We start from the raw sequence: 24,483 nt of genomic DNA on the forward strand, positions 1-24,483 counted from the left end.
ACTCCCGAAGGAGTAGCTCCTGCTTATTTCGATTACTTCAGCTCCTGCTCGATTTGCGCTTGCGCATCATCCAGAGCTTGCTTGATATCCTTCCCGTCTTCAAAAATCTCGTTTAACGTCACCGTGCAAAGCACGTTGTTGATCGTCGGCGACGCCGAGGTGGATTTAATCAATCGGATTTCGTCCTTGATGTCGTTCAGCACGTCAAATGGATTATTAATGAAGTATTGGACAAACTGGTTGTCCGGGTTATGAGTAACGTCCTTCATCTCCCAAACGTCCATGTTGACCGGGTCAAAGCCCAGCGTATTCCAGATTTCAATATTGGCATCCTCCGACAATTTGGCGAATGCGAGGAAATCCTTGGCCAGCTCGATGTCTTTGGCCGTTTTGGTCACGACCGTCCCGGTTCCGCCGCCGCCGACCGAACGCGGCATCCCTTCTTTGATGACCGGAATCGGGGCGATCGCGATTTTGCCGGAGAGGTCCTTCATATAGTTCGTGTATCTCGACATTTGCCACAGCGGCATGAAAGCGGTCGCATAGTTGCCCGCATTAAACTCTCCGTACGCTTCCTCCGTATCGGGCTGCCCGCCGGCGATGGTGGCGATGACATGGTTGTCTTGCAGGTCTTTCAGCAGGGTGAGCGCCTTCACTACGGGCTCCGAGTTAACGATCGGGTTCCCGGCGTCATCGGTGAAATCTGCACCTTGCTGTGCCAGCAGCTGGGAAAGCTGCCATGTTGCACTCGTATCGGCGGTGCCCATGTACTTGCCCGTTTTCTCATACACTTGAATTCCGGCTTTTTTGAAATCTTCCCAGGTCACAATCGACTTGTAATCCACTCCGGCTTCTTCTAAAATTTCCGTGTTGTAGAACGCCACCGAGGCGCCAACGTGGGTCGGGATACCGTAATTCACGCCGTCCTTGCTGTAGAGGTCGATTCTGGACTTGACGATCGTGTCCCGGTACGGGTCGATGACGTCATTTAATTCAACCAGCTGCGGCGTCCCGGCCAAGAAGTCCGGGAATTTGCCCAGCTCGATATCGGCGATGTCCGGCGCACCAACGCCCGTCTGCACGGCGATCGATAATTTGTTGTGCATGTCGTCGTATGGCATCACCGTGACGTTCAGCTTGATTTGCCGATCCGGATTGGCGGCGTTCCATTTCTCCAGCATTTTCTCAAAATGTTGTCCATGCAGTTCCACGAACGTCCAATAGGAAAGCTCTATCGCGTCTTCCCCCGCGCCGCCGTCCAACACAGAGGTTTCACCCCCCGCCGTGGTTGACGTCTTGCCGCAGCCCCACAGCCATGTGGCCATCGTTAACACGAACAGCACAATCCAAACCTTTTTCTTCATCCTTGACCCTCCCTGACAAAATAAAATCTACACACTCCACTTACAGTCGGTTATCTCCCACTTCTCTAGTAGAACCGATGGTCAATCGATGACCCGAAGAAGCGCTCACCGGTTGTGCATAGCTAGGTGTTGTCATCGTCTCAAAGGGTGAATGAAGCAGTTGCTTCCCAGAAGCGTCGGTTTCCTTAAGCTCTCGCTTGACCCAGGCGAATCACGTTCCAGGAAGCTTTAGCTAAACAGGCTTTCACATAACCGTCCTGGCATACCGCATTTCCTCCGGTGTGAGGCTTCACATTTTCCTGGTCCGCCGTATTTACGGCCTTCAGGTCTTCGTGCTCCAGCACAAGGTGCTCGATCACACGGTAGCCTTCGAACCCGCGAATATCGCAATCCAGCTCAAGAGCTTCCTCCAAATGGCGGTTCACCGCAAAAATCGTCAACGTCTCGTCTGCTTCGTTATATACAACCGCGCTGTCCAAATACGGAACATCGGTATAATCCTTAGCGTCGTATACCGGGGAGTCGACAACCGGCTGCAGCGAAACGCCCCGTCCAAAGAGCGATGCATGCATGTAAGGATAATAGATCGTCTGCTTCCAGGACCGCCCGCCATTCTCCGTCATGATCGGGGCGATGACGTTCACCAATTGGGCCATGCAGGCCATCTTCACCCGATCGGCGTGGCGCAGGAACGTAATCAGCATGCTTCCGACCAGCAAAGCGTCCTCGAAGTTATAGACATCCTCCAGCTGCGGCGGCGCAATTCCCCAAGGCTCCAGCTTGGCGTCGGCATCGTTGGAATGGTACCAAACGTTCCACTCGTCGAAGCTGAGGTACATCGTTTTTTTGCTGCGTTTCTTCGCTTTGACATAATCGCAGGTGGAAATCACCGTACGAATGAAGTGGTCCATATCCATCGAACGGGCGAGGAAGTTCGCCGTATCGTTGTCCCGGTTGCCATAGTATTGATGCAGGGAGATATAGTCGGCCACCTCGTAGGTATGCTCCAGCGTTACCGCTTCCCATTCCGGGAACGTTGGCATCGACGAGCTGGAGCTGCCGCAGGACACCAGCTCGATATCGGGATCGACCAGTCGCATCGCCTTTGCCGTCTCATAGGCGAGCCGGCCGTATTCCTGCGGCGTCTTCTGTCCGATTTGCCAAGGACCGTCCATCTCATTGCCCAGACACCAGGTCCGGATCTTATGGGGCTGCTCGTAACCATGGCTGCGACGCAAATCGCTCCAGTAGCTGCCCCCCGGATGGTTGCAGTATTCCAGCAGGTTGCGGGCCGCATCAACGCCGCGGGTCCCCAGATTCACCGCCATCATCACTTCGGCACCAACCTCTTTGGCCCATCCGGCAAACTCGTTCGTGCCTACCCAATTCGGTTCAACCGTCCTCCAGGCCAACTCCAAGCGTTTCGGCCTCGATTCAACCGGACCAACCCCATCCTCCCAGTTATACCCGGAAACGAAATTCCCGCCGGGATACCGGATGATCGGGACGCCCAGCTGTTTAACCAGCTCCTTTACGTCGTTTCGGAATCCATGTTGATCTGCTTCCGGATGCGAAGGCTCATAAATCCCCCCGTAGACTGCCCGGCCCAAATGTTCAATAAAGGAGCCGTAAATGCGCCGATCTACTTCCGCAATTTTAAAGGCTTTGTCGATGACCATCGTTGCTCGCGGTGCTGTTGATGACATGTTGACCACCTTCCGTTTTAGTAAATATTAAATTATTTCGAATAACCTTGAATGAATCCGTTTACAGGTATAAAATAACATATGAAATTGGGGTTGTAAATATATTTATCTAAAACATTTTATTCTTATATAAAATTAACGAGGCAAACGATTCCAACCCCCGTGAAAATGCTGAAAAACCGCCTGAAAATTCAATGGAATAATGAAATTTAGTTTAAAATATTTTAAAATTAAGCGTGCGTTTACTACAAATTTAATCTATTTTCTGAACCTGATTTACATTTTTTGATTTGATGCTTTATTAAACGACTGAGTTAGTTTATAATTATCTAAAATAAAACTACCCACTATTTATTGGAAGAAGGTTCGAATATCCGATGATCTATATTAAGGATTTGATGAGCGGGATCGACATTTTTAAAGCGTTAAGCTCGGAGATCAGGATTCAAATCCTCGAACTGCTGGCCAAAAATCAGGCCTTAAACCTCAACGACCTGGCTACCAAGCTGGGCTTAAGCAACGGGGCGATTACGATGCACATCAAGAAGCTGGAGGAAAGCGGCCTGATCGAAATCAATACTTCTGTTGGCAAGCATGGCATTCAGAAGATTTGTTATTTGAACAAAGACAAGCTGATGGTCGACCTCCGGAGCAAGGATGTCGACAATTTATACGAAGTGGAAATCCAGGTGGGCCATTACAGCAATTATCATGCGGTCCCTACCTGCGGTTTGGCTACGAAGGACAGCATCATCGGCGATTTCGACGATCCGCGTTACTTCGCCGATCCGCAGCGAATCGACTCGGAGATTATTTGGTTGTCCGAGGGCTTCCTGGAATACCGCATCCCGAATTACCTGAAGCCAAACCAGACGTTCCGGGAAATTCAATTCTCGATGGAGCTGGGCTCCGAGGCGCCCGGGTATTGCGATAACTATCCGTCTGACATCTATTTTTACTTGAACGGTGTCGAAATCGGTTTCTGGACGAGTCCGGGGGATTTCGGTGACGCACGCGGCACGTTTAATCCGGATTGGTGGCCGCCGCACTTGAACCAGTACGGGATGCTGAAGCTGATCCGCATTAACAATGAGGGCAGCTTTATCGACGGATGCCGCATCTCCGACGTTACGCTGGAACAGATCAAGCTGGATTACAAAAGCGAGCTGACGTTCCGCATCGCCGTCACCGACAAGCCGATCAACAAGCGCGGCCTGACCATCTACGGCAAGAACTTCGGCAATTACAGCCAGGACCTGCTGGCTCGGGTGCTGTATGATGTGAAGGAGCAATAGCAACAATCCAAAAAATCAGCCTCCAGGTTATCGTTAGGTCCTGAAGGCTGATTTTTTTCATAATGAATATCTTCTTACATCGTTTGCCCGTTGTCGATGGTGAGGCTCTGTCCTGTCATCGAAGGCTGCTCCAGAACCGACGAGATGAGTGCGGCGATCTCCTCCGGCGCAGCGATTCGGTCCAAAGGCAGTTGGGAAGTTAGCGACCGCCTCTGCTCCTCTCATCCGCCCCACCAACGCGTGCTGACTGCTCCAGGAGCTACACCGGTCACGCGTACATCCGGCACCAAAGCATGGGCCAGCGATTTGGTCAAACCGTTCACCGCCGCCTTGGATACCGCATACGGGAGCGAGGAGCCTTTGCCCGTGATTCCTGCGATGCTGCCCACGTTTACGATCGCCCATGGCAATATACCGGGTGATGCTGGCGTTATTGACCAGGTAATCGATCGTTCCAAATTGCTTGACGATTTGGGCGACCATAGAGATGACCCTCGTTGCTTGAGACGTCGGCTCGGATCGCGATCGCCCGGCCGCCAAATTGCTGAATAGCTTGCACGGTCTCTTGGGTCTCCGCCTCCGAACGGGAATAATTGACGGCAACAATCACCCCGCGTTCGGCCAGCAGCGTCGCTGTCGCCCGGCCGATCCCCGTACCCCCCCCGGTAATAAGAACAACCTTGTTATGGTAACTCATGCTTCCATCTCCTCCTGCATGCGAAGTACACTCGATTTGTTTTCTTGAGCCGGTTGGCTGTTAATGCTCCCCTGCCAATTCACCAAGAATACCCCCACACAGGTTAAAGCTCCGCCAAGATAGACGTACCACGAGATCTGTTCGCCAAGCAGCAGCCAGCTGAAAATGACGCTAAAGATCGGCACAAGGAACAGGAATGAGCTGGTTTTGCCTGGATCGCTATGGCTGAGCAAATAAAACCAGATCGTAAATTGAATAATGGAACAAAATAGGACGAGCCAAAGAACCACAGACGCCGACGTAAGGTTCAGCTCAAAGCTTGGTTTCTCCCCTGCAAAGCTGAAGATCAGCATCACGCCGCCGAGCAGCATTTGGTAGGCGGCCAGCACTCTTTTGTCAAACGCCGGACCGATGTGATTAATGATCAACGTGGCAACCGTGAAGCTGGCTGCTCCCGCCAAGGCAAAGACCATGCCGGGGTTTACGCTCAAGTGTATCCCAAAGGTGATGACAACGCCGATAAACCCAATTACCACGCCAAACCATTGCCTTACGCGATAGGCTGTACCCATCAAAGCCCCCCAAAGGATAAGCATCAGCGGGCTGGTGCTTGAGATGATCGCCGACTCCCCAGAGGTGATCCAACGCATACTGTAGGCGGTGAAGCCCATCACCCCAACCGATTGGAACAAACCGAGCAGCAAAATTTGCAGCCAAGACTTCGCACCTCTCGGTTGAGGTCTTTTGGCGCTGAATACGGCGAGCAATCCCCCGGCGAACAAAAAGCGGAGCCCCATCAGCATGAGCGGGGTGGTATGCATCATCCCCAGCTTGGCAGCGGGATACGCCGTCCCCATCAAAAAAGTCGTCAGCAACAGCAAACCTGTATATTTGTAAATATTCATGAAGTCGTTTCCTCCTTAGGCGTCAGTTTCATGATTTGTATTGTGTCGGAGGTTTTTAATTATGTATAATGATTGATAAAGATATCTGATATCATTATTAGTGATTACAGAGCACCAAAAAGTCCAGCGGTATGATGTCAAGCTGTTGATTTAATCGAATTGGAAATTTCCCGTGCCTGTTGAGCGCGGAGTCACGAAAAAAGGGCGCATCAAACCAAACCCAGCCAAAAACCATGTCAGATACCAGATTTTTACTGGGAATTCGTGAAGGACTAAGGCAAAGGAGGCGTTAATCCTTGGCGCTATTCACCTTCCTTCGAGGCGTGTAGAGTTGGCCGCTGCGTAGCAGCACATCGACCAGACGCACGAGTTTTCTTGCCGTTAAGACGAGGGCGCGTTTGTGTTGATTCTTGGGCACTTCGTGATACTTCTTCCGGTAATATTCACCGAATTCTTCATCGCGCATCCTAACCGAGTTGGCAGCTTCAACGAGGTAGTAGCGCAGGAATCGGTTGCCGGATTTGATGCGGGCGGTGTCCTCCGCCTCGAAGACGCCGGACTGGTGCCTGCGCCACGTCAGACCCGCGTACTTGGCGACGGCGGCTTGATCCTTGAACCGTTCAATATCGCCGAGTTCGCCGAGCAGACCGGCTGCATAGACTTTGCCGATGCCGGGCACTGACAGCAAGCACTGAGCGCCTTGAATGCCGTCGAGGACCCGCTCGATCGCTTTGTCGAGATCCTTGAGCTGCTTCTGGATGCTGCGGATGGATTCGATGGAGGTGCCGAGCACCAGGTCAATCGAATCCTCCACGACCTTGGACAGCCGATAGGAGGCGCGGGCAGCTTGCTGAATGCAGCGGGCGACCCGCTCGGGATCGGGGAAACGATTGCGTCCCTTGTCCCGCAGATAGTCGGCCAGATCGGCCACGTCCATCTCGGCGATGTCATCGAGGCTGAACTTCTCGGAGAGCATCTCCATGAGCGCATGGCCAAACACGGAGCTGTCGACCTCGGTTGTAAACGCATTGCACTTGTAGAACAGGTTCTGCAAGAAGTACTGCTTCTCGCGAGCCAAGTTATGGACCAAGTGGAAACGCATGCGCGTGAGGCGTTGAAGGGCGACATACTGCTCCTGCATGACGATGGTGGTCGTCAGGCGGCCGAAGCGCAGGCGATCCGCAATGACCCAGGCGTCGAGCCGGTCGGTCTTGTCCATATCCGCATAGGCTTCTCTGAACTTGCTGATGAGCTTGGGGTTCAAGGTGAACACCTTGGCCTTGCGCTCTCGAAGCGCTGGATCCTGATGCAGGTACATGGCAGGGTGCCAGCTGTAGACGGAAGTGGCTTCCAAGCCGATGTGAATCTCGGTGACGGCCAACTTGTCCGCTGCAGCGACGATTTGGTCACGCAAGTGCGAGGCGCCATTCAAATTGTTTTTGACGGTGAGTGTCTCAAGCTTGTCACCGTCAGCGTTCATGAAACACGCTTCGAGCTCTTGCGAGCTCACGTCAATACCGACAAAAAGCTTCAAGTGAAATTCCTCCTTTCGCTAGGGATTCAGGGAATGGACGCTCCGGGATGCCTCCGGCGCACGCGCAGATCTATCACCCTCGCGTATGAGGACACACTTCGGGCCATGAGCTGCCCCGGATCTGCTAAAACCGGGCATGGGATGCCGAAGGGAACAGCCAGCGGGTAAGAAGCTCAGACGCGTACCGGAGAAACAGACTTAAGGAGTAGACGATGCTACTGGAGGCAGAAGGATTTCCCCGAATGGACCCTACGTTCCATTGTCCAGAGGCATACCGGAAAGTCCAGTCCCTGATGGAATTTTCAAAGAACAAGCTGGAAATTTGGAGGCTGTTTTCCATCCCCCGGGGGGATGGAAATGAACCTAAAAGAGCTTTTTAAAGATACTATACGAGGAGGCTCCACGCATGGACAGTGCGGAATTGCGTATATTTCAGGCCGTTGCTCGGGACGGGGCGATCACGAAAGCTGCCGCCCGGCTTGGCTATGTGCAGTCCAATGTGACGGCCCGTATCAAGCAGCTGGAGACGGAGCTGGGGACCGATTTGTTTTACCGGCACAACCGGGGGATCACCTTAACTTCCAGCGGCAAGATGCTGTTAAATTACGCTGACAAAATCATCGGTTTGCTGGACGAAGCGGCGTCGGCACTCTCCTTCACCGGCGAGCCTAGCGGCCCGCTGCTGATCGGCTCGACGCAGACGACGGCGGCGGTGCGTATGCCTAAGCTGCTAAGCCAGTATTACGAAAAGTATCCGAAGGTGGAGTTAATGTTGCTGACAGATATGTCCGATCGCCTGTTGGAGAAGGTGCTGCAGTACGAACTGGATGTCGCCTTCGGGAGCTTCCGATCCACGCATGATGAACTCACCCGTCTTCCTGTCTTCGACGAGGAGGTTGTGGTTATTTCTCCGCCGGGCATCGAGAGCTTGGATGAAGCCTTATCGAAGCCAAGCTTGGTTTACAACCGCGGCTGCACCTTCCGCGAACAGCTCGAAGACATGAAGAAAGCCCACGGCAGAACCAACGTAGCCACGATGGAGTTCGGCACGCTGGAAGCGATCCTTGGCGGCGTATCCGCCGGTCTTGGCATTTCGCTGTTGCCGCGGACGGTCGCCGAGCAGAAGGCGCAGGAAGGCGCCGTGCGGATTCACGAGGTTCCCGAGGCGATACGCCGCATGAAAACCGAGATCATTTACCGCAAAAACTCCCAACCAACCAGCGCGCTCCGCGCTTTGATTGAGTTGCTGGGGGCGCAGGAGAAGTTAGTTTCTTAAGTGGAAGGGGCGCGTGGCGCGTCCTATCAAGGTAATCACGGCGGTGCGGTGATCATGGCGGTGATCGCGGTGATGGGGTGAAATAGCGGTATAAAATGGCCTTATTTTGCCTGCGTCTCTGGATTTGCTGATGAATAAGGCCATTTTGGGGCCTTATTTTGGGAGTGTGGCTCGGTTCTCCCCCATTTCAGGGGGGATCCGGCTGGATAAGGGAAATTTTTGGCGTTATTCTGGCCAAAAATTCGGATTTTTGAAGAATAGCGGAATAATTTACCGCTATTCACAGGACGAGCCGGCTGGAGCTCCGATAAAGTGGAGCTCCAGCCGGCTCGTTTAACGCGGCCGCGGCTCGCCCGGCCGCGGCTTGGTTCGCGCGCTAGGCCTGCTCCGCCTCGTTGAGCGCCCGCAGCAGCGTGCGGCGGTCGCGCACGCGGTGGGCTTCGCGCAGGCTGCGCGCGAACAGCTCCTCGCCGATGCCCAGCTCGGCGAGGGTCGACGGCCCGCCGGCCTTGCGCAGCAGGCCGCGGAGCTCGGCTTCGCCGGGCAGGTCCCGCAGCCAGGCGCGGACCTGCTCCCGGTGCTCCCGGAGCGCCGCAGGCTCGGCGCCCGGGAGCATCCCTTCGCCCGCGGCGTGGTACACGCGGGCGATCTCGGCGCAGGCAACGCCAACTTTGGCACCGTGCAGCAGCGCTCGCCGACCCTGGCGCAGGTACTCCATCTCCCAGTAATGGGAGAGATGGTGCTCTGCGCCGGAGGCGGGGTGCGACTGCCCGAACAGCAGCATGGCGATGCCCGATTCGATCAGCGCCGTCATCAAGGCGCGGATCCCTTCTTCCGTGCGCGCGCCGATGGCCTCGGCGTGCGACACGCAGCTGCGCAGCGCGCGCTCGGTAATCGCCGCCGCCTGTTCGTCATAAGGTTCCCCCGCCGTCAGACGGGAGAACTTCCAGTCGAACAGGCTGGTGTATTTACCGAGCATATCGCCAAAGCCCGCAGCAACCAACCGCTGCGGGGCCGCCATGAGAATATCGAGGTCAGCAAAAATCGCCACCGGCGGCACAGCCGGCACCGTCTTTTTGACCCCGTGTACAATCAGCGGCGCGCCTGCAGAGGTGAACCCGTCCACGGACGGCGCGGTCGGCACCGACACAAACGGCTTGCCGGTCTTGTGGGCGGCAAACCGGACGATGTCGTGGATCGTCCCGGAGCCCACCGCAAGGAGCACATCCGTCTCGTCAGGACGGATCTCCAGCAACAGCTGAACAATCGCGATCTCGTCGGCGACCACATCGCCTTGCGCGTCCGGTTGAATGAGGACAACGCGCGTATTCACGCCCTCCGCTTCCAGCAAACCCATGAGCTGCTCTCCCGCCGCCGCATACGTATGATCGTCCGCCACCAGCAGGACATGGCGATAACCCTGTTCCCGCAAGTAAGGAGCAACCTTCCGGATCACCCCTCGGTCTAGTTCAATCACCTTCAACTGCTCCAACTGTCTGTCTTGCAGCACGTTATCCCCTCCCTTGACCATCCATCAACTTCCTGCAATTTTCTGAAAACTTCTTTAGGACCCTACGATTTGCCGCATTTCCCCGTAAAGCGAAAAAATTGCCCTATCCCTTTCCTCGCGACACCCCATGACACCCCATTCCAGCTCGAATCGGCGCCCATGGACTTAGGGCAAGAGGGTATTCGATCCTTTACCTTCTGCATAAACAACAGGTGGGCGAGGCGCACAGTCCTTGACAGGCCAGCCACTCCTTCGCCCCGCTTACTCCCACTCTTACTCCGCCGCTTGCTTGATTCGTTTCAGCCGCTTCATCACGTCGTTTTCGCCGCGGCCGAAGTAGTCGTGCAGCTGGCTGTATTCCTGATACAGCTTCTCGTACACTTCCACGTGTGCCGGGATCGGCTTGAACGTTTCCTCTTTGACGCGGGCCATTTTCACGGCGGCATCTAGGATCGAATCGTAGCCGCCCGCTTCCGCGCCTGCAGCTACTGCTGCGAACATCGCCGCGCCGAGGGCCGGTGTCTGCTTGGAATCTGCCACAAAAATCTCACGGTTCGTCACATCCGCATAGATCTGCATCAGCAGGCGGTTTTTCTGCGGCAATCCGCCGCAGGCATACAACGCGTCAACTTGCACGCCGTTTTGAACAAACGCGTCGATAATTTTGCGCGTGCCAAAAGCCGTTGCCTCGAGCAATGCCCGATAAATCTCCTGCGGTTTGGTCAGCAGCGTCATCCCCAGGATCATCCCGGTCAAATCCGTATCCACCAGCACAGACCGGTTGCCGTTCCACCAATCGAGCGCGAGCAGGCCCGTTTGCCCCGGTTGATACGCAGCGGCTTCCCGCTCCAACCATTGGTGCACAGTCAATCCTTCCTTCTCCGCCGCCTCCTTCACGTACGCCGGCAACGCTTCTTCAACATACCATTCAAAAATATCCCCCACAGCCGACTGCCCGGCTTCATAGCCGTACAAGCCCGGAATGATTCCGTCCTCGACCACGCCGCACATGCCTTCAACCTGCTTTTCTTCCGTCCCCAGCAGCATGTGGCAAATCGAGGTCCCCATCGCCATAACCAGCTTGCCCGGCGAGACAACACCGACAGCTGGCACGGCTGCATGCGCGTCCACGTTGCCCACCGCCACGGCGATGCCTGGCGTCAGGCCCATCATCTCGGCCATCTCCGGCAGCAGTCCGCCTGCATTCGTCCCCAGCGGAATCACGTCGCCGCGCAGTTTTGTATCCGTCAGATCCTCCAGCCGAGGATCCAGAGCTTTAAAATACTCCTTACTCGGATACCCGTCCTGCTTATGCCAAATCGCTTTGTAGCCCGCCGTACAGCTGTTGCGGACGATGTTGCCGGTCATTTGCGCGATGACCCAGTCGGTCGCTTCCAGAAATAGATCCGCTTTCTCGTAGATCTCCGGCGCTTCATCGAGGATTTGCCATACCTTCGCAATCATCCATTCGGACGAGATCTTCCCCCCGTACCGCGCCAAAAACGCTTCTCCCCGCTCCGCCGCAATCGCGTTGATCTTATCTGCCTCCGGCTGAGCCGCATGGTGCTTCCACAGCTTCACCCAGCTATGCGGGTTATCGGCCAGCGCCGGATCGAAGCTCAGCGGCTGGCCTTGCGCATCCACCGGCAGCATCGTGCAGGCGGTAAAATCAATGCCAATCCCGATCACATCCGCCGGATCGATTCCCGATTCCTGGAGCACCGCAGGCACCGAGCGCCGCAGCACCTCCAGATAATCGCCGGGATGCTGCAAAGCCCAATCATGCTCCAGCTTAATCCCAGATCCGGGCAACCGCTCATCAATGACATGGTGCGGATATGGCGTCACATGGTCGGCAACCTCGCGGCCGTCCGACAAATCCACCAGCACGGCGCGGCCGGACTGCGTGCCGTAGTCGATGCCAATCGTGTATTTTTTCCCCTTGCTCATCTTGATCCCTCCCTGCTACTCTCCATTATTTCTGCCCATAATAGGCATTGGCTCCATGCTTCCGCAAAAAATGCCGGTCCAACAGCGCCTGATCCATCGCCGGCGTATTCGGATTGATCTGCTCCATCCGGGCGGCGATCTTCGCCACCTCTTCCAGCACAACCGCGTTATGGACCGCATGATGCGCATCCTTGCCCCAGACAAACGGCGCGTGCGAATGCACAAGCACCCCCGGCACCTGGTTCGGATCCAGCCCCAGCTCTTTAAACCGCTCTACGATCACATGGCCTGTTTCCAACTCGTAAGCGCCTTCAATTTCGGCTCGTGTCATCGGCCGCGTTACCGGGATCTCACCGTAAAAATAATCCGCATGCGTCGTTCCATACGCCGGTAACGCCCGCCCTGCCTGGGCCCAGCTGGTTCCCCACGGCGAATGCGTATGCACAACCCCGCCGATGTCAGGAAATTCGCGATATAACACCCGGTGCGTTGGCGTATCGGAGGACGGGCGCAGATTCCCTTCCACCACGTTGCCGTCCAGGTCGACCACGACCATATGCTCCGGCTTTAATTCCTCATACGGCACGCCGCTGGGTTTAATGACAAACAATCCGCTTTCCCGGTCGATCCCGCTGACGTTTCCCCACGTAAACGTGACCAGTCCATACTTCGGAAGCTCCAAATTGGCTTCCCACACCTGCTGTTTTAAGGCTTCCAACATCGCAAGCTTCGTCCCCTTTCCTTATCCCATGTCATCCAACATAACAAAAGGTACGTACAAGTTACCAAGCACCTGTTTCAACCGAAGCGGCACCGCCCCGCCAAACTTCAGCAGGACGGTGACACCGCCAAGTTGTCTAGTTCCCGTTCGTTCTCTCGTTCCAGTTTATTTCAAAACCGTTCGTTCCAGCACCGAATCCCGTTCAATCAGCTCCGGTTCAAACACCGTATCGCCCGGCGTTTCCCCCCGCTCGATCATCCCGATCAGCTGGCGGGCGGCAAGCTCGCCCATCGCCGTTTTGGGGTGGGTCAGCGTCGTCAGCTTCGTGCCCGAGGCCGCCGCCAGGCTGGAATCGTCAAAGCCGATGACGGACAAATCCTCCGGAATCCGTAAGCCGCACGCGGCGGCAGCGTCCATCAGCCGCACCGCTAACTCGTCGTTGTAGCACACCCATGCCGTTGGCCGCCGATCCTCCGATTTTTGCAGCAGCTCCAGCGCTTTTTGATAGATATAGTCGCCTTTTTGCTCCGTCGTAAACGTCACCACATGCTGCGGCGACACCGCAATCCCAAAGTCCCGATGGGCCGACAGGAACCCCTTCAGCCGGTTGACGCCCTGCAGGTCATCCCTTTTGAAAAATCCGGCGATCTGCCGGTGCCCTTTTTCCAGCAAGTACAGCGCCGCTTTCCGGCCTCCCGCCTCGTCGTTCACCTTCAGGCACGGACATTCGAGCTCGGGGTATCTCGCGTTGATCATCAAATACGGAATCCCCTTCTCCTGTAACTCCAAAAAATACCCCAAATTCGGGTTCCCCTCCGCGCTCTTCGTCGGCTCGATGATCAGTCCGCTGAGCGGTTGGCTCGTCATGAGCTGCAGGCTATCCCTTTCCTTCTCCTTCGTGTTGTCCGTGCTGGACAGCAGCAGCCGATACCCATGCTGGCGCAGCTCCGCCTCCGCTCCTCGAACGATATGAGGAAAAATATAATCGGAAATATACGTCGTCATAATGCCGATCGTCTTCACCGCTTCGCCCTCCCGCCGTCCGGGATGCCGGACAAACGTGCCTTTGCCCTGGATGCGCTCCAGCCAGCCTTCTTTCTCCAGTTCGCCAAACGTCTGCCGAACCGTCTGCCGGCTTAAGCCAAACTGCTCGGCAATCTCGTTCTCCGACGGAACCTGTTTTCCGGGCTGAAGCTTTCCTTGCTCGAGCCAAGACAATAATTCGTTTTTCAGCTGCATATATTTCGGAATTTTCCGGTCGTTCATGTTTCGTCCACCCTTCACCAATGCCACCGTTCTCTTTACTACCCGTTATTGTAACATAGGCCGGGCGAACGCAGAGGGCTGTTTCCACACCTTATCCAAAAGCAAGCCTGATTCACGTCACGCAGCTGCGACTCGCGTAACTGCCACTGCGATTAGCGCAACCGGTAAGCCGCATCGCTCCAGCGCAGCTCGTTCTTGAAGCGCGGTACCGAGGTATCCTTGTCGATGATCACCGCTTCAATGCCGGCCATTTCCGCCCAGTCGGACAGGTTCTCGGCCGTAATCGCGTATGACAGCACCGTATGATGCGCCCCGCCGGCCAAAATCCACGCTTCCGCCGATTCGCGCAGCGAAGGCTGCGGCTTCCACAATACGCGGGCCACCGGCAGCTTCGGCATCGGCTTCTCCACCTTCACGCCGTCCACCACGTTGACCAGCAACCGGAAGCGATGGCCCAGATCAACAAGCGAAGCGTTAACCGCCGGACCCGCCTGGCCGTCGAACACCATCCGCGCCGGATCGGCTTTACCCCCGATGCCCAGCGGGTGCACTTCAATCGTCGGCTTCGTCGCCGCAATCGTCGGGCACACCTCCAGCATGTGCGCGCCCAGAATCATGTGATTGCCCGGCTCAAAATGATACGTGTAATCCTCCATAAACGAGGTGCTTTTGTTGTTTGCCAGCACTTTGAGCACACGAGTCAGAGCTGCGGTTTTCCAGTCGCCTTCGCCGCCAAAGCCGTAGCCGGCTTCCATCAGCCGCTGCACGGCCAGACCCGGGAGCTGCTTGAGCCCGTGCAGATCCTCAAACGTCGTCGTAAACGCGCCAAAGCCGCCTTGCTCCAGGAACCGTTTCATGGCGACTTCAAGCTTCGCCTGATATGCGATGGAGTCGCGAATCGGCCCGCTGCTTAAACCAGCTTGCGTAATGGTGTACTGCTCGGCATACTCTTTCAGCAGCGCTTCGGCTTCCGCATCGGTAACTTCGTTTAGCACCTGCACCAGATCGCCAACGCCATACCCGTTCACCGACCAACCGAATTTGATTTGCGCTTCGACCTTGTCACCTTCGGTCACCGCCACTTCGCGCATGTTATCGCCAAAGCGCGCTACCTTCAGCTGCCGGCTCTCAGCATAAGCGACCGCCGTCCGCATCCAGCCCGCCAGCGACGCACGGACTTCCTCGTCCTCCCAATGCCCGACCACGATTTTGCGATTGATCCCAAGCCGGGCACCGATATGCCCATACTCGCGGTCACCGTGGGCTGATTGGTTCAGGTTCATGAAGTCCATATCGATCGTTTCCCACGGAATATCGCGGTTAAACTGCGTATGGAAGTGCAGCAGCGGTTTTTGCAGTTGGGACAAGCCGGCGATCCACATTTTAGCTGGCGAGAACGTGTGCATCCAAGTGATAATCCCCGCACAAGTCTCGTCGCCATTGGCGGCCAGAATCAGCTTATAGATCTCGTCCGGCGTCGTGACGATCGGTTTAAACACCACCGGGAACCCAATCGCCGGGTCTTTGTCCAGTTGTTCTGCGATAATGCGGGAGTGGCCCGCTACCTCTTCCAGCGTTTCAGGGCCGTATAAATGCTGGCTTCCAGTCACGAACCAAAAAGAATGCGGTTTCAATTTCATGCCAAAGCGCCTCCTTATGAAAAATGATTGCTCATTAACTTGTACATACCATATTAGATTTTCCGACATTAATTCACTAATTGTACGTACAAGTTGAATTACCCTCATTGTACTTCCCTCTGCTTCAATTGACAATAGGGTTCACGAAATTGATATTCGCAAAACACCATCAAGCGCTAGCTAAGATGAACGTAAACAAAAGACAGCCCTCCAAATTGCTACATCTCGTAGGTTAAAATGGATAGTGATAAACCAAACCATTTCAGAGCTACATAGCAAAGGAGAGCTGATACTATGCAGTCTACCACAAAATTCGTCGGTTTAGATGTATCCAAAGAAAAAATTTCGGTTGCAATTGCGGACGCTGGTGGGCAGTCCTCCCGCTATTACGGGAGCATCCCCATACACCGGCAGCGCTGCGCAAACTCATCAAAGAACTGGGGCCGGCACAAAACGGACCTAAAAGACCTTATTTGCCCATTACCCGGATATTTCCCGTTGTAACGGACTCCATGGACTTTATTCAGCCTCACGGAGCCCATATAGCTGCTATTTATGCGAAATAAGGGCCCCTCGGTCCGTTAAATTGAAAAATCCTTCAAATTGGCTTGAATAACGTCCCCTGTGTCCGTTACCATCAAGTTCCTTTCGAGGCAGCCTCATCACGCACAAAAACAGCCCCCATGCAACGGGAGTCCGTTTTCGTTCTCTGTACATTTCTACTTTAGTTCTCTCCTCTATTCTAACTCCCTATCACTATCCTACTTGTTCACCACTTACAGCTCCGTTTATTATCCTTTGCCCCTAGCTTCTGCTCTTCCACCCGTTAGCTCAAAATCCCCGGCTGCGGGGTCACGCCAAACGCGGCGGCCAGGTCGCGCAGCTGAGCGTCGGTGATCTTTTGCAGCACCGGGCGGTCGCCAAGCAGCATGTAGATCTGCGCAGCCTTCTCCACTGTCTCGATCAAGCCAAACGCTTCGTCGATCGTCGTACCAGTGCCAAAAATCCCGTGCTGCGGCCAAATCACGACTCGGTGCTCGCGCATCTTCTCGGCCGTCGCCCGCCCGATGTCCGGGCTGCCGGGCACCATCCACGGCACGATCCCGATACCGTCGGGGAACACCACGAGACATTCCGTGCACATTTCCCACAGCGTTTTCGTCAGCTTTTTCTCGTCCAGCTCATGGACAAACGTCATCGCCAGCGCATGAGTGGCGTGGCAGTGCATGATGACCCGGTGCGCCGGATCCACCTTCAAGCGCTCGATATGGCTCATAAAATGCGCCGGCAACTCGCTAGTGGGTACCGCCCCGTCACGCAGCCCCCACAGCACCTCGACTTGGTCGCCGTCCTCAGCCACTCGCAGCACGCCCAAGTTCGCCTCCGGATCGGAGATCACATTTTTGAAATACTTGCCCGAGCCCGTCACGATAAAATATCGTCCCGCCAGCTCCTTCACCGGAAACGTCAGCGGCAGCTTTCGACGCTCCGAAGCAGAGGCGGTTCCTATATATTTTTCTACCTCCGCCTCATGGAGCAGATAGCTGATGTTGCCTCCGTTGCGCTCATCCCAGCCCAGCCGCCACATATGGTACGTGATTTCCGCCATCTCCCGGATAAACGGGACTTCCAATCCCGGGATCCGCCAACCTTTCTCCACTTCCGATAACATCGTACTCACAGTAGGTTCCTCTCCTTACTCAAGTATATAATGCTTAAAAAATGCGGGTGCTTTCGTTACCGCGCCGCCAGCACCTTCGTCTCGTAGTCTTTCACGTCTGCCAGCCACGCCTCCCGCACCGGCACACCTTGCGAAGCGCAGAAGTAATCCCAAATCGCTCCGTACGGATACGATTTAAACTCTTCGACCAACGCCAGCCGGGACGTGTAGTCGCCGTCCAGTTCCAGCCGCTTCAATGTGTCAATCGGCTCCAGCATCGCTCGCAGCAGCGCTTTTTGGGTGTTGCGCGTTCCGATGACCCAAGCCGCGATATGATTGATGCTGCCATCGAAGAAATCGAGACCGATATGTGTGCGATCCAGCAGCTCCCCGCGCACCAACTCGCGGGCGATTTCCAGCAGCTCGTCGTCCATCGTCACAACGTGATCGCTGTCCCAGCGCACCGGACGGCTGACGTGCAACAGCAGTGCGCGGCCAAACAACAGCCAGGAGGACAGCTTGTTGGAGATCGTCTCCGTCGGATGGAAATGGCCGGCGTCGAAGCAGACCGCCTTGCCCCGGGACAACGCATAGCCCATGTAAAATTCATGCGAGCCAACGACATAACTTTCCGAGCCGATGCCAAACAGTTTGCTCTCCACCGCGTCAATGTTGTACTTTTCGTCGATCTGCTCGGCAAAAACTTCATCAAGCGCCTCCATCAAACGGGCCCGCGGCGTAAGCCGATCCACCGGCGAATCCTTGAAGCCGTCCGGGATCCAGACGTTGGTGACGCAAGGCTGCCCAAGCGCCCGCCCAAACGATTCAGCGATTTTGCGCGACGCCTTGCAGTGGTCGATCCAAAACTTGCGAATTTCCGGGTCCGGATGGCTGAGCGTAAACCCGTCCTTGGCTTTTTCGTGCGAGAAACAGGTCGGGTTAAAATCCAGCCCCAGCCCCCGCTCCTTCGCCCAATCGACCCAACCGGCAAAATGCCTCGGCTCCAGCGCGTCCAGCTCAACCGGTTCATCCGTATCCGCGTAAATCGCGTGAAGGTTGACCTTATGTTGACCCGGAATCAAGCGAAGCGCTTGGTCCAAGTCTTGACGCAGTTCATCCGGCGTCCGCGCACGGCCTGGATAACTGCCGGTAACCGCCAGGCCGCCGCCCAGCTCCTGATCCTTATGAAGGAATCCCTTAACGTCATCCCCCTGCCAGCAATGCAGCGAAATTTTGATTTGAGCCAGCCGGGCCAGCGCGGCGTCGACGTCAATTCCATGGCGCTCATACAGCTTTTTCGCCTCGTTGTAGCTGGTTTGAATCGCGTTGTCCATGTTTGCTCCTCCTTTGGCATAACTAATCTATCTATCCGCCCAATACTCTAATCGTCGATCCAATCGTCACCGCGCCAGCAAATCCGCGAACCGTTTTTGTGCCTCTGCAATCTCACCGGCATGAGTCCCCCGAGGAACATACGTCCGAATCGGAAAAGACCGCCGAATCAGCTCACGCCCCTCGCCGATATCGCGAATCGCGCCGCTGCTGATCATCTGCACCAGCAGATTCCCCAGCGCCGTGGACTCCGTTGGCCCGGCTTCTACCGGAATGCCCGCCACGTCCGCGGTCCATTGGCACAGCAGCTCATTGTTGGCGCCGCCGCCGACGATGTGCAGCGTTTCTGGCTTTTGTCCGGTCAGCCGTTCAAGTTCCCGCAGGTAAACATCGTACGATAAGGCCAAGCTGTCAAAAATACACCTCGCCACCTCACCCGGCATATCCGGAACGGGCTGACTCGTCTCCTTGCAATACTGCCGGATTTCTTCGGTCATCTGCGCAGGATTTAGGAAACGGTCATCGTTGCAGTTGATCAAGGAACGGAACGGCGTCACGGCCTCGGCCAGTTCCACCAATTCCGCATAGCTGTGCTGTTTTCCGTAATCCTTGCGGACCTCTTGGATCAGCCACATGCCCATGATATTTTTCAAAAAACGGTACGTGCCGTACGCGCCCCATTCATTCGTATAATTGCGCTCCATCGCTTCCGGCGTTGCCAGCGGCGTCTGCCGCTCTACCCCGATCAGCGACCAGGTCCCGCTGCTGAGATATGCCCACGAATCGCCGCTGGCTGGAACGCCCAGCACGGCGGAAGCCGTATCATGCGTTGCCGCCACGATCAGCTCGCATTCGGGCAGCCCATACTCCCGGACCAGCTCCGATTTGATTGACCCCAGCCGTGTCCCGGGCTCCGTCAGAGCCGGAAACTTCGACCGGGACAGCCCCAGCAGCGCGAGCAATTCCGGGTCGTAGTCGCGGGTTTGCAGATTCAACAAAGCGGTAGTTGAGGCGTTGGTCATCTCGCTGATCCGCTTCCCGGACAACAAATAATAGAGATAATCCGGCACAAGCAAGATGTGCTTGGCCTTCGCCAGCTCCTCACAATCGTGCGCATATAACTGATACAGCGTATTAAAGGCCAAATGCTGAATCCCGGTTTTCTCATAGATCCGTGAAAACGGGATAACCGCGTGTAGCTGGGGGACCGCCTCGATCGTCCGGGCATCACGATAAGCGTACACCTCGCCGATCCGCTCTCCTTCCCCGTCCAGCAGCGCATAATCCACCGCCCACGTATCGATGCCCAGCGTGCAACGGCCGATTCCGAGTTTTTTCGCCTGTTGCAGACCGCGGAGAATTTCCCGGTACAAATGGTCGATATCCCAATAACAATGCCCGTCACGCTCAGAAAACCCGTTATCAAACCGGTGGATTTCCTGCAGCAACAATTGTCCGTCCTGCAGGGTTCCCCTTACCAGCCTCCCGCTGGAGGCGCCGATATCCACGGCAACGTAATCTCTCATCGCTAAGCGCACCTCGCTCTGGAATGCTGCCTGTTCCTAATTTCATCCTATGTCTGTTTTCTTTTGAAGTCAACGCAAACAAAGAAATATTATGTTGTTTTTCTTTTGTTTTTGTCTATTCCGTGAAGAAACTCCATTCGCCGCACCTGCCCGCTTCCTCAAGACCGGTTGCCAAGCGCCCCTTTTTCTCGCTATGATGGGAAGGAATCAAGGCTCTCGCGTCTTGACAATAAGAACGGATCCCGAGGTGAACGCCATGCTGGCGGCAGAACGCAAGCAAAAAATCATCGACCTGCTGTATCAGGACAAGCGTGTTCTGGTGTCCGAACTCAGCCGGATGTTCGAAGTAACGGAGGAGACCATCCGCCGTGACTTGGAAAAGCTCGAGAAAGAAGGAATCGCGACCCGTTCCTACGGCGGTGCGATGCTCAACCGGCATACGAACGAAGATTTGCCGTATACGACGCGGAACACGCTGAACGTGGAGATCAAGCGGGCTATCGCGCTGAAGGCCATCGATCTGGTGAACGACGGTGACACGCTGATGGTGGATCCCAGCTCGACTTGCTTTGAATTTTTGAAGACGCTGCATTCGAAGAACAACATCACCGTCATCACCAATTCTGTCAGCGTCCTCCACGAATTTGCCAGCGCGAACCTGAACATCATCTCCACCGGCGGTTCGCTGCGCGCCCGTTCCCTGTCGCTGGTCGGTCCCGCCGCCCAGGAAACGGTGCAGAAATACAACGTTGACACCGCGGTGATCAGCTGCAAAGGCATGACGCCGGACAAAGGCATCTCCGATTCCAATGAGCCGGAATGCGAGTTGAAGAAGCATATGCTTCGCCATGCCGACAAAGTGATTTTGCTGGCGGACCATACGAAGTTTGACAAAAATGCCTTCATCAAGCTGGCCGATTGGGAGCAGATCGATTATTTAATCACCGACCAGCGCCCTTCGGATGCTTGGCTGGAGATGCTGCAAAGCAAGAACATCGAAGTCCTGTATTAGCGCACGATGTCCTCTCTCGGCTTAACCAACCAGCAGGGCGAACACGATGCCCGGGCCGTGCACCCCAATCGTGAGATCGTTTTCAATATCCGCTGAACGGCTGGGGCCGGAGATGAAGTGGATGCCGGCCGGCAGGGCTTCTCGCCCGGCCGCATCAAACGTCTCCAGCACCTCGCCCAGGCGGGTTTTTAGCCGCTCTACGGGGACGATGGCGAACAGCGCTGTCGGCAGCAAGCTGACCGAGCGCCCTTTCTCCGCCGCGGACTGAACGACCAGCGAACCGGTGTAAGCGACGGCATAGTCCGCCGCCACGATGCCGAAGTCCGCCTCTGCGGCCCGAGCGATCCACGCCTCGGAACGATGCCCGTTCCACACGGACACCCGGGCCCCTTCGGCGGCAAGCGCCTCATCCAGCCCGAGCTCCGTGAGTAACGGATCGTCCTGGCGCAGGACATAACGGGCGCTAAGCTCTTGCGCTTTGGCCGTGATAAACGCCTTGGCCGCCTTAAGATCGGGAAGCCGTGCAACATGCCCCCCGGCTGCCGTAAAATTCTCCTCAAAGCGCGCAGCTCGCTCCTCCAGACTCCATTCCAGCTCGCGCCAATACGTTGGCGCTCCCTGAAACGGATGCACCGGTGCCTCCTGCTGCCGCGGCCGTTTCAGCTTCCCGGCAATCCGATTCATAAACTGCTCCTGCTTCTGCCGCGCTTCCGCTTCCTTTGTTTTCAGCCATTCGTTATATTCGTGATCCATCATTGGTTTGACCTTCTTTCCCCCGCTTTTGCAGTGCCGCTTTCATCCGTTCCTGTGCTGCCTGGGCGGTCACGGTGTGGGCAACGGAAGCCCGCAGCTCATGCTGAAGCGTATCCCAGCGCTCGCGGAACGGCTGGTTCGCCAGGCTTGGCGCAACACGATATCGGTTCCACCCCTTAAGCGGACCGATGCGCGCCGGGATTTCCCCGTTGCGTACGACAAGCCGTTGGGCAACTCTCCCCGCCTTAAGTGCCCGATGATACCGTTTGGCGCTGGACGTCACCGCGGCGAAGCCCTTCATCCCCGCCGTCTCCAGCTTGTTGCCATAACCTTGCTCAACCTTGCGCCGCCGCAAGTAAACGAGCATGTCGTGCAACGGGATTTTGACCGGGCACGCTTCATAACAAGCGCCGCACAAGCTGGAGGCCGAAGCGATATCGTCCCATTCCGCTACGTTTTTGTTGAGCGCCGGCGTCAGCACCGCTCCGATCGGGCCGCTGTACGTTCCGCCGTAGGCATAGCCGCCGATATGGCGATAGACCGGACAAGCATTCAGGCAAGCGCCGCAGCGGATGCAGTTGAGCAGCTCTTGAAACTCCGGATCGCCCAGCTGCTCGGACCGGCCGTTGTCGAGGATGATGATATGCATCTCCTCCGGACCGTCTCCATCCGCCGCACGGCGTGGGCCGGTGATGCCGGACATGTAGACCGTCAGCTTCTGACCGGTGGCCGATCGCGGCAGCAGTGTGGCCATCACCTCAAGGTCGCTCCAGGAGGGGATGATGCGCTCCATGCCCATAAACGTGATTTGCGTTTTGGGCACGGTCGACACCATGCGGGCATTGCCTTCGTTCTCGAACAGCACGATCGATCCCGTTTCAGCGATGGCGAAGTTACATCCGGTCATGCCAATGTCCGCGGAGAGAAACTTCTCCCGCAGCTTCCGGCGCACAAACCCGGCAAGTACACTCGTCTCCGGCGGCAGCTCTTCCCCAGCCTCGCGGGATAGCAGTTCGGCGATCTGGTAACGGTTTTTGTGAATCGCTGGGATGATGATATGCGAAGGTGCCTCCCCCGCAAGCTGAATGATATACTCCCCCAGGTCGGTTTCAACCGCCTCGATGCCCGCTTCCTCCAGCGTCCGGTTGATGTGCAGCTCTTCGCTGACCATTGATTTCGACTTCACGACCGAGCGGGCCGTTTTGCGGACGGCAATCTCCAAAGCGATCCGCACCGCTTCCTCCCCCGTTTCGGCAAAATGAACATGGGCTCCGTTCGCCCGGGCCTGCTCAGCAAACCGATTCAAGTAATAATCGAGATGCGCGATCGTATGCAGGCGAATTTGCCGCCCCCGTTCCCGCCATTCCTCCCAGTTGCCATGGTCCTCCGCCGCTTTGCGTTTCCCGTCCCGTAGACGCTCCGTTGTAAAGCGCACCGCTTTGCGCAAAAATTCGTTGTTGAGCGCCAGCTCTGCACGTTCCTTAACGGTACTCATGCCCCGCTCACCCCCTCGTACAGCAGCTCGGCCAGGTGCATGACCCGTACCGGCTGGCGGCGGTAACGCAAATGACCGGCGATGTTCATCAGGCAGGCCATATCCAGACCGGTCAGCACCTCGGCGGACGTTTCAAGCACGTGATCCGCCTTTTCCGCTACCATCGCTCCGGAAATATCCGCCATCTTCACCGCAAACGTTCCGCCGAACCCGCAGCAATCCTCCGCAAACGGGAGCGGGACGAGCTCCAGGCCCTTGACGTTTTGCAGCAGCGCCATCGGCTCCTCTTTGATGCCAAGCAGCCGGCTGCCGTGACAGGACGGATGATACGTGACCTTATGCGGAAACGCCGCCCCAAGATCGGTAACGCCCAGCACCTGGACGAGGAACTGGGTAAATTCATACGACTTCGCTTTCAGTTCCTCAGCCATCGCCAGCCGCACCGGGTCGTGCTCGAACAACTTCGGGTAATGATGGATCATCCCGATACACGAGCCGGAAGGTCCAATCACAAAATCGCTGTCCGCAAAAGCCTCCAGCAGCGTAGCCGCCGACCGCCGCGCTTCATCCCAATACCCGCTGTTAAACGCCGGCTGGCCGCAGCAAGTCTGACCTTGTGGGAATTCCAACCGGACCCCCACCCGGGCCAACAAACGGGCCATTGCTTCCGCAATACGCGGGTACACCGCATCGCCGATGCAGGTGGCGAACATCGATACTTTGATGTCCGTCTTAGCCGCTGCCGTTATCGTGTCCGCTTGATTCCTCCGCTCCATCCTCGCACCTCCCATGGTTTGATCTCCAACTCAGAAGCGAATCTTCACTCGCAAAGATTTCTGCC

18 protein-coding genes and 1 pseudogene are annotated in these 24,483 nt (G+C 56.1%); 3 read left to right on the top strand and 16 right to left on the bottom strand.

Translation table 11 applies throughout. The features are described from left to right. Positions 1 to 32: 32 nt before the first annotated feature. Together NSQ80_RS14850 and NSQ80_RS14855 are read right to left on the bottom strand one after the other, a co-directional pair. Positions 33 to 1,364 (bottom strand): extracellular solute-binding protein, encoded by a 1,332-nt coding sequence (locus NSQ80_RS14850; RefSeq protein WP_009224216.1) that lies wholly within the window; start codon positions 1,362 to 1,364, stop codon positions 33 to 35. Positions 1,365 to 1,549: 185 nt separating this feature from the next. Further along, positions 1,550 to 3,070: an alpha-N-arabinofuranosidase gene (locus tag NSQ80_RS14855; RefSeq protein ID WP_036644638.1), complete on the bottom strand. Its 1,521-nt coding sequence runs from the start codon at positions 3,068 to 3,070 to the stop codon at positions 1,550 to 1,552. 377 nt (positions 3,071 to 3,447) lie between these two features. On the opposite strand from NSQ80_RS14855, the gene NSQ80_RS14860 reads away from it, so the two are divergent. Next, the gene (locus NSQ80_RS14860; RefSeq protein WP_009224218.1) at positions 3,448 to 4,365 is read left to right on the top strand and encodes a winged helix-turn-helix transcriptional regulator; all 918 of its coding nucleotides are present in this window, start codon (positions 3,448 to 3,450) and stop codon (positions 4,363 to 4,365) included. A 74-nt stretch (positions 4,366 to 4,439) separates the two neighbouring features. On the opposite strand, the pseudogene NSQ80_RS14865 reads toward NSQ80_RS14860, so the two are convergent. The 3 genes and pseudogenes from NSQ80_RS14865 to NSQ80_RS14875 form a co-directional block, all read right to left on the bottom strand. Continuing rightward, positions 4,440 to 5,062, bottom strand: a pseudogene (locus tag NSQ80_RS14865) (SDR family oxidoreductase). After that, entirely contained in the window at positions 5,059 to 5,967 is a 909-nt protein-coding gene (locus NSQ80_RS14870; RefSeq protein WP_339299647.1) for an EamA family transporter, read from the bottom strand. Before NSQ80_RS14870 ends, NSQ80_RS14865 begins: the two are co-directional and overlap by 4 nt. Before the next feature lie 289 nt (positions 5,968 to 6,256). After that, entirely contained in the window at positions 6,257 to 7,501 is a 1,245-nt protein-coding gene (locus NSQ80_RS14875; protein ID WP_016310842.1) for an IS110 family transposase, read from the bottom strand. Positions 7,502 to 7,907: 406 nt separating this feature from the next. On the opposite strand from NSQ80_RS14875, the gene NSQ80_RS14880 reads away from it, so the two are divergent. Beyond that, complete coding sequence (locus NSQ80_RS14880) at positions 7,908 to 8,777, top strand: LysR family transcriptional regulator (protein ID WP_323077214.1); 870 nt, start codon at positions 7,908 to 7,910, stop codon at positions 8,775 to 8,777. Between the two features lie 376 nt (positions 8,778 to 9,153). On the opposite strand, the gene NSQ80_RS14885 is transcribed toward NSQ80_RS14880, so the two are convergent. From NSQ80_RS14885 to rhaB, 8 genes are all read right to left on the bottom strand, one after another. Continuing rightward, the gene (locus NSQ80_RS14885; protein ID WP_339299653.1) at positions 9,154 to 10,308 is read right to left on the bottom strand and encodes a sn-glycerol-1-phosphate dehydrogenase; all 1,155 of its coding nucleotides are present in this window, start codon (positions 10,306 to 10,308) and stop codon (positions 9,154 to 9,156) included. A gap of 252 nt (positions 10,309 to 10,560) precedes the next feature. Continuing rightward, complete coding sequence (locus tag NSQ80_RS14890; protein WP_260070999.1) at positions 10,561 to 12,237, bottom strand: ribulokinase; 1,677 nt, start codon at positions 12,235 to 12,237, stop codon at positions 10,561 to 10,563. A gap of 25 nt (positions 12,238 to 12,262) precedes the next feature. Continuing rightward, positions 12,263 to 12,958 carry an L-ribulose-5-phosphate 4-epimerase gene (araD, locus tag NSQ80_RS14895; protein WP_009224224.1) on the bottom strand — a complete coding sequence of 232 codons (696 nt, stop codon included), beginning with the start codon at positions 12,956 to 12,958 and terminating at the stop codon, positions 12,263 to 12,265. A 165-nt stretch (positions 12,959 to 13,123) separates the two neighbouring features. Continuing rightward, positions 13,124 to 14,224: a GntR family transcriptional regulator gene (locus NSQ80_RS14900; protein WP_009224225.1), complete on the bottom strand. Its 1,101-nt coding sequence runs from the start codon at positions 14,222 to 14,224 to the stop codon at positions 13,124 to 13,126. A 152-nt stretch (positions 14,225 to 14,376) separates the two neighbouring features. Beyond that, positions 14,377 to 15,864 carry an L-arabinose isomerase gene (araA, locus tag NSQ80_RS14905; protein WP_339299656.1) on the bottom strand — a complete coding sequence of 496 codons (1,488 nt, stop codon included), beginning with the start codon at positions 15,862 to 15,864 and terminating at the stop codon, positions 14,377 to 14,379. 826 nt (positions 15,865 to 16,690) lie between these two features. Next, a complete protein-coding gene (gene rhaD / locus NSQ80_RS14910; RefSeq protein ID WP_009224227.1) occupies positions 16,691 to 17,545 on the bottom strand; it encodes a rhamnulose-1-phosphate aldolase in 855 nt (284 codons plus the stop codon). 56 nt (positions 17,546 to 17,601) lie between these two features. Continuing rightward, entirely contained in the window at positions 17,602 to 18,858 is a 1,257-nt protein-coding gene (gene rhaA / locus NSQ80_RS14915; protein WP_339299657.1) for an L-rhamnose isomerase, read from the bottom strand. Between the two features lie 66 nt (positions 18,859 to 18,924). Beyond that, positions 18,925 to 20,382, bottom strand: coding sequence for a rhamnulokinase (gene rhaB, locus NSQ80_RS14920; protein ID WP_339299659.1), 1,458 nt, complete (start codon positions 20,380 to 20,382; stop codon positions 18,925 to 18,927). A 256-nt stretch (positions 20,383 to 20,638) separates the two neighbouring features. Between rhaB and NSQ80_RS14925 the strand changes: the two genes are divergently transcribed. Then, positions 20,639 to 21,394, top strand: coding sequence for a DeoR/GlpR family DNA-binding transcription regulator (locus tag NSQ80_RS14925; RefSeq protein ID WP_036644643.1), 756 nt, complete (start codon positions 20,639 to 20,641; stop codon positions 21,392 to 21,394). A gap of 21 nt (positions 21,395 to 21,415) precedes the next feature. Here NSQ80_RS14925 and NSQ80_RS14930 read toward each other — a convergent pair whose 3' ends face one another. The 3 genes from NSQ80_RS14930 to NSQ80_RS14940 are packed head-to-tail and all read right to left on the bottom strand — an operon-like array spanning position 21,416 to position 24,367. Then, on the bottom strand, positions 21,416 to 22,147 hold the full coding sequence (locus NSQ80_RS14930) for a lactate utilization protein C (RefSeq protein WP_009224232.1): 732 nt from the start codon (positions 22,145 to 22,147) through the stop codon (positions 21,416 to 21,418). After that, on the bottom strand, positions 22,131 to 23,642 hold the full coding sequence (locus NSQ80_RS14935) for a LutB/LldF family L-lactate oxidation iron-sulfur protein (RefSeq protein WP_339299661.1): 1,512 nt from the start codon (positions 23,640 to 23,642) through the stop codon (positions 22,131 to 22,133). Before NSQ80_RS14935 ends, NSQ80_RS14930 begins: the two co-directional genes overlap by 17 nt. Beyond that, complete coding sequence (locus NSQ80_RS14940) at positions 23,639 to 24,367, bottom strand: (Fe-S)-binding protein (protein ID WP_036644777.1); 729 nt, start codon at positions 24,365 to 24,367, stop codon at positions 23,639 to 23,641. The genes NSQ80_RS14935 and NSQ80_RS14940 overlap by 4 nt, the downstream gene beginning before the upstream one ends. Positions 24,368 to 24,483 lie beyond the last annotated feature (116 nt).

This window comes from Paenibacillus sp. FSL K6-2441 (genome assembly GCF_037964765.1).
Lineage (GTDB): Bacteria > Bacillota > Bacilli > Paenibacillales > Paenibacillaceae > Fontibacillus > Fontibacillus phoenicis.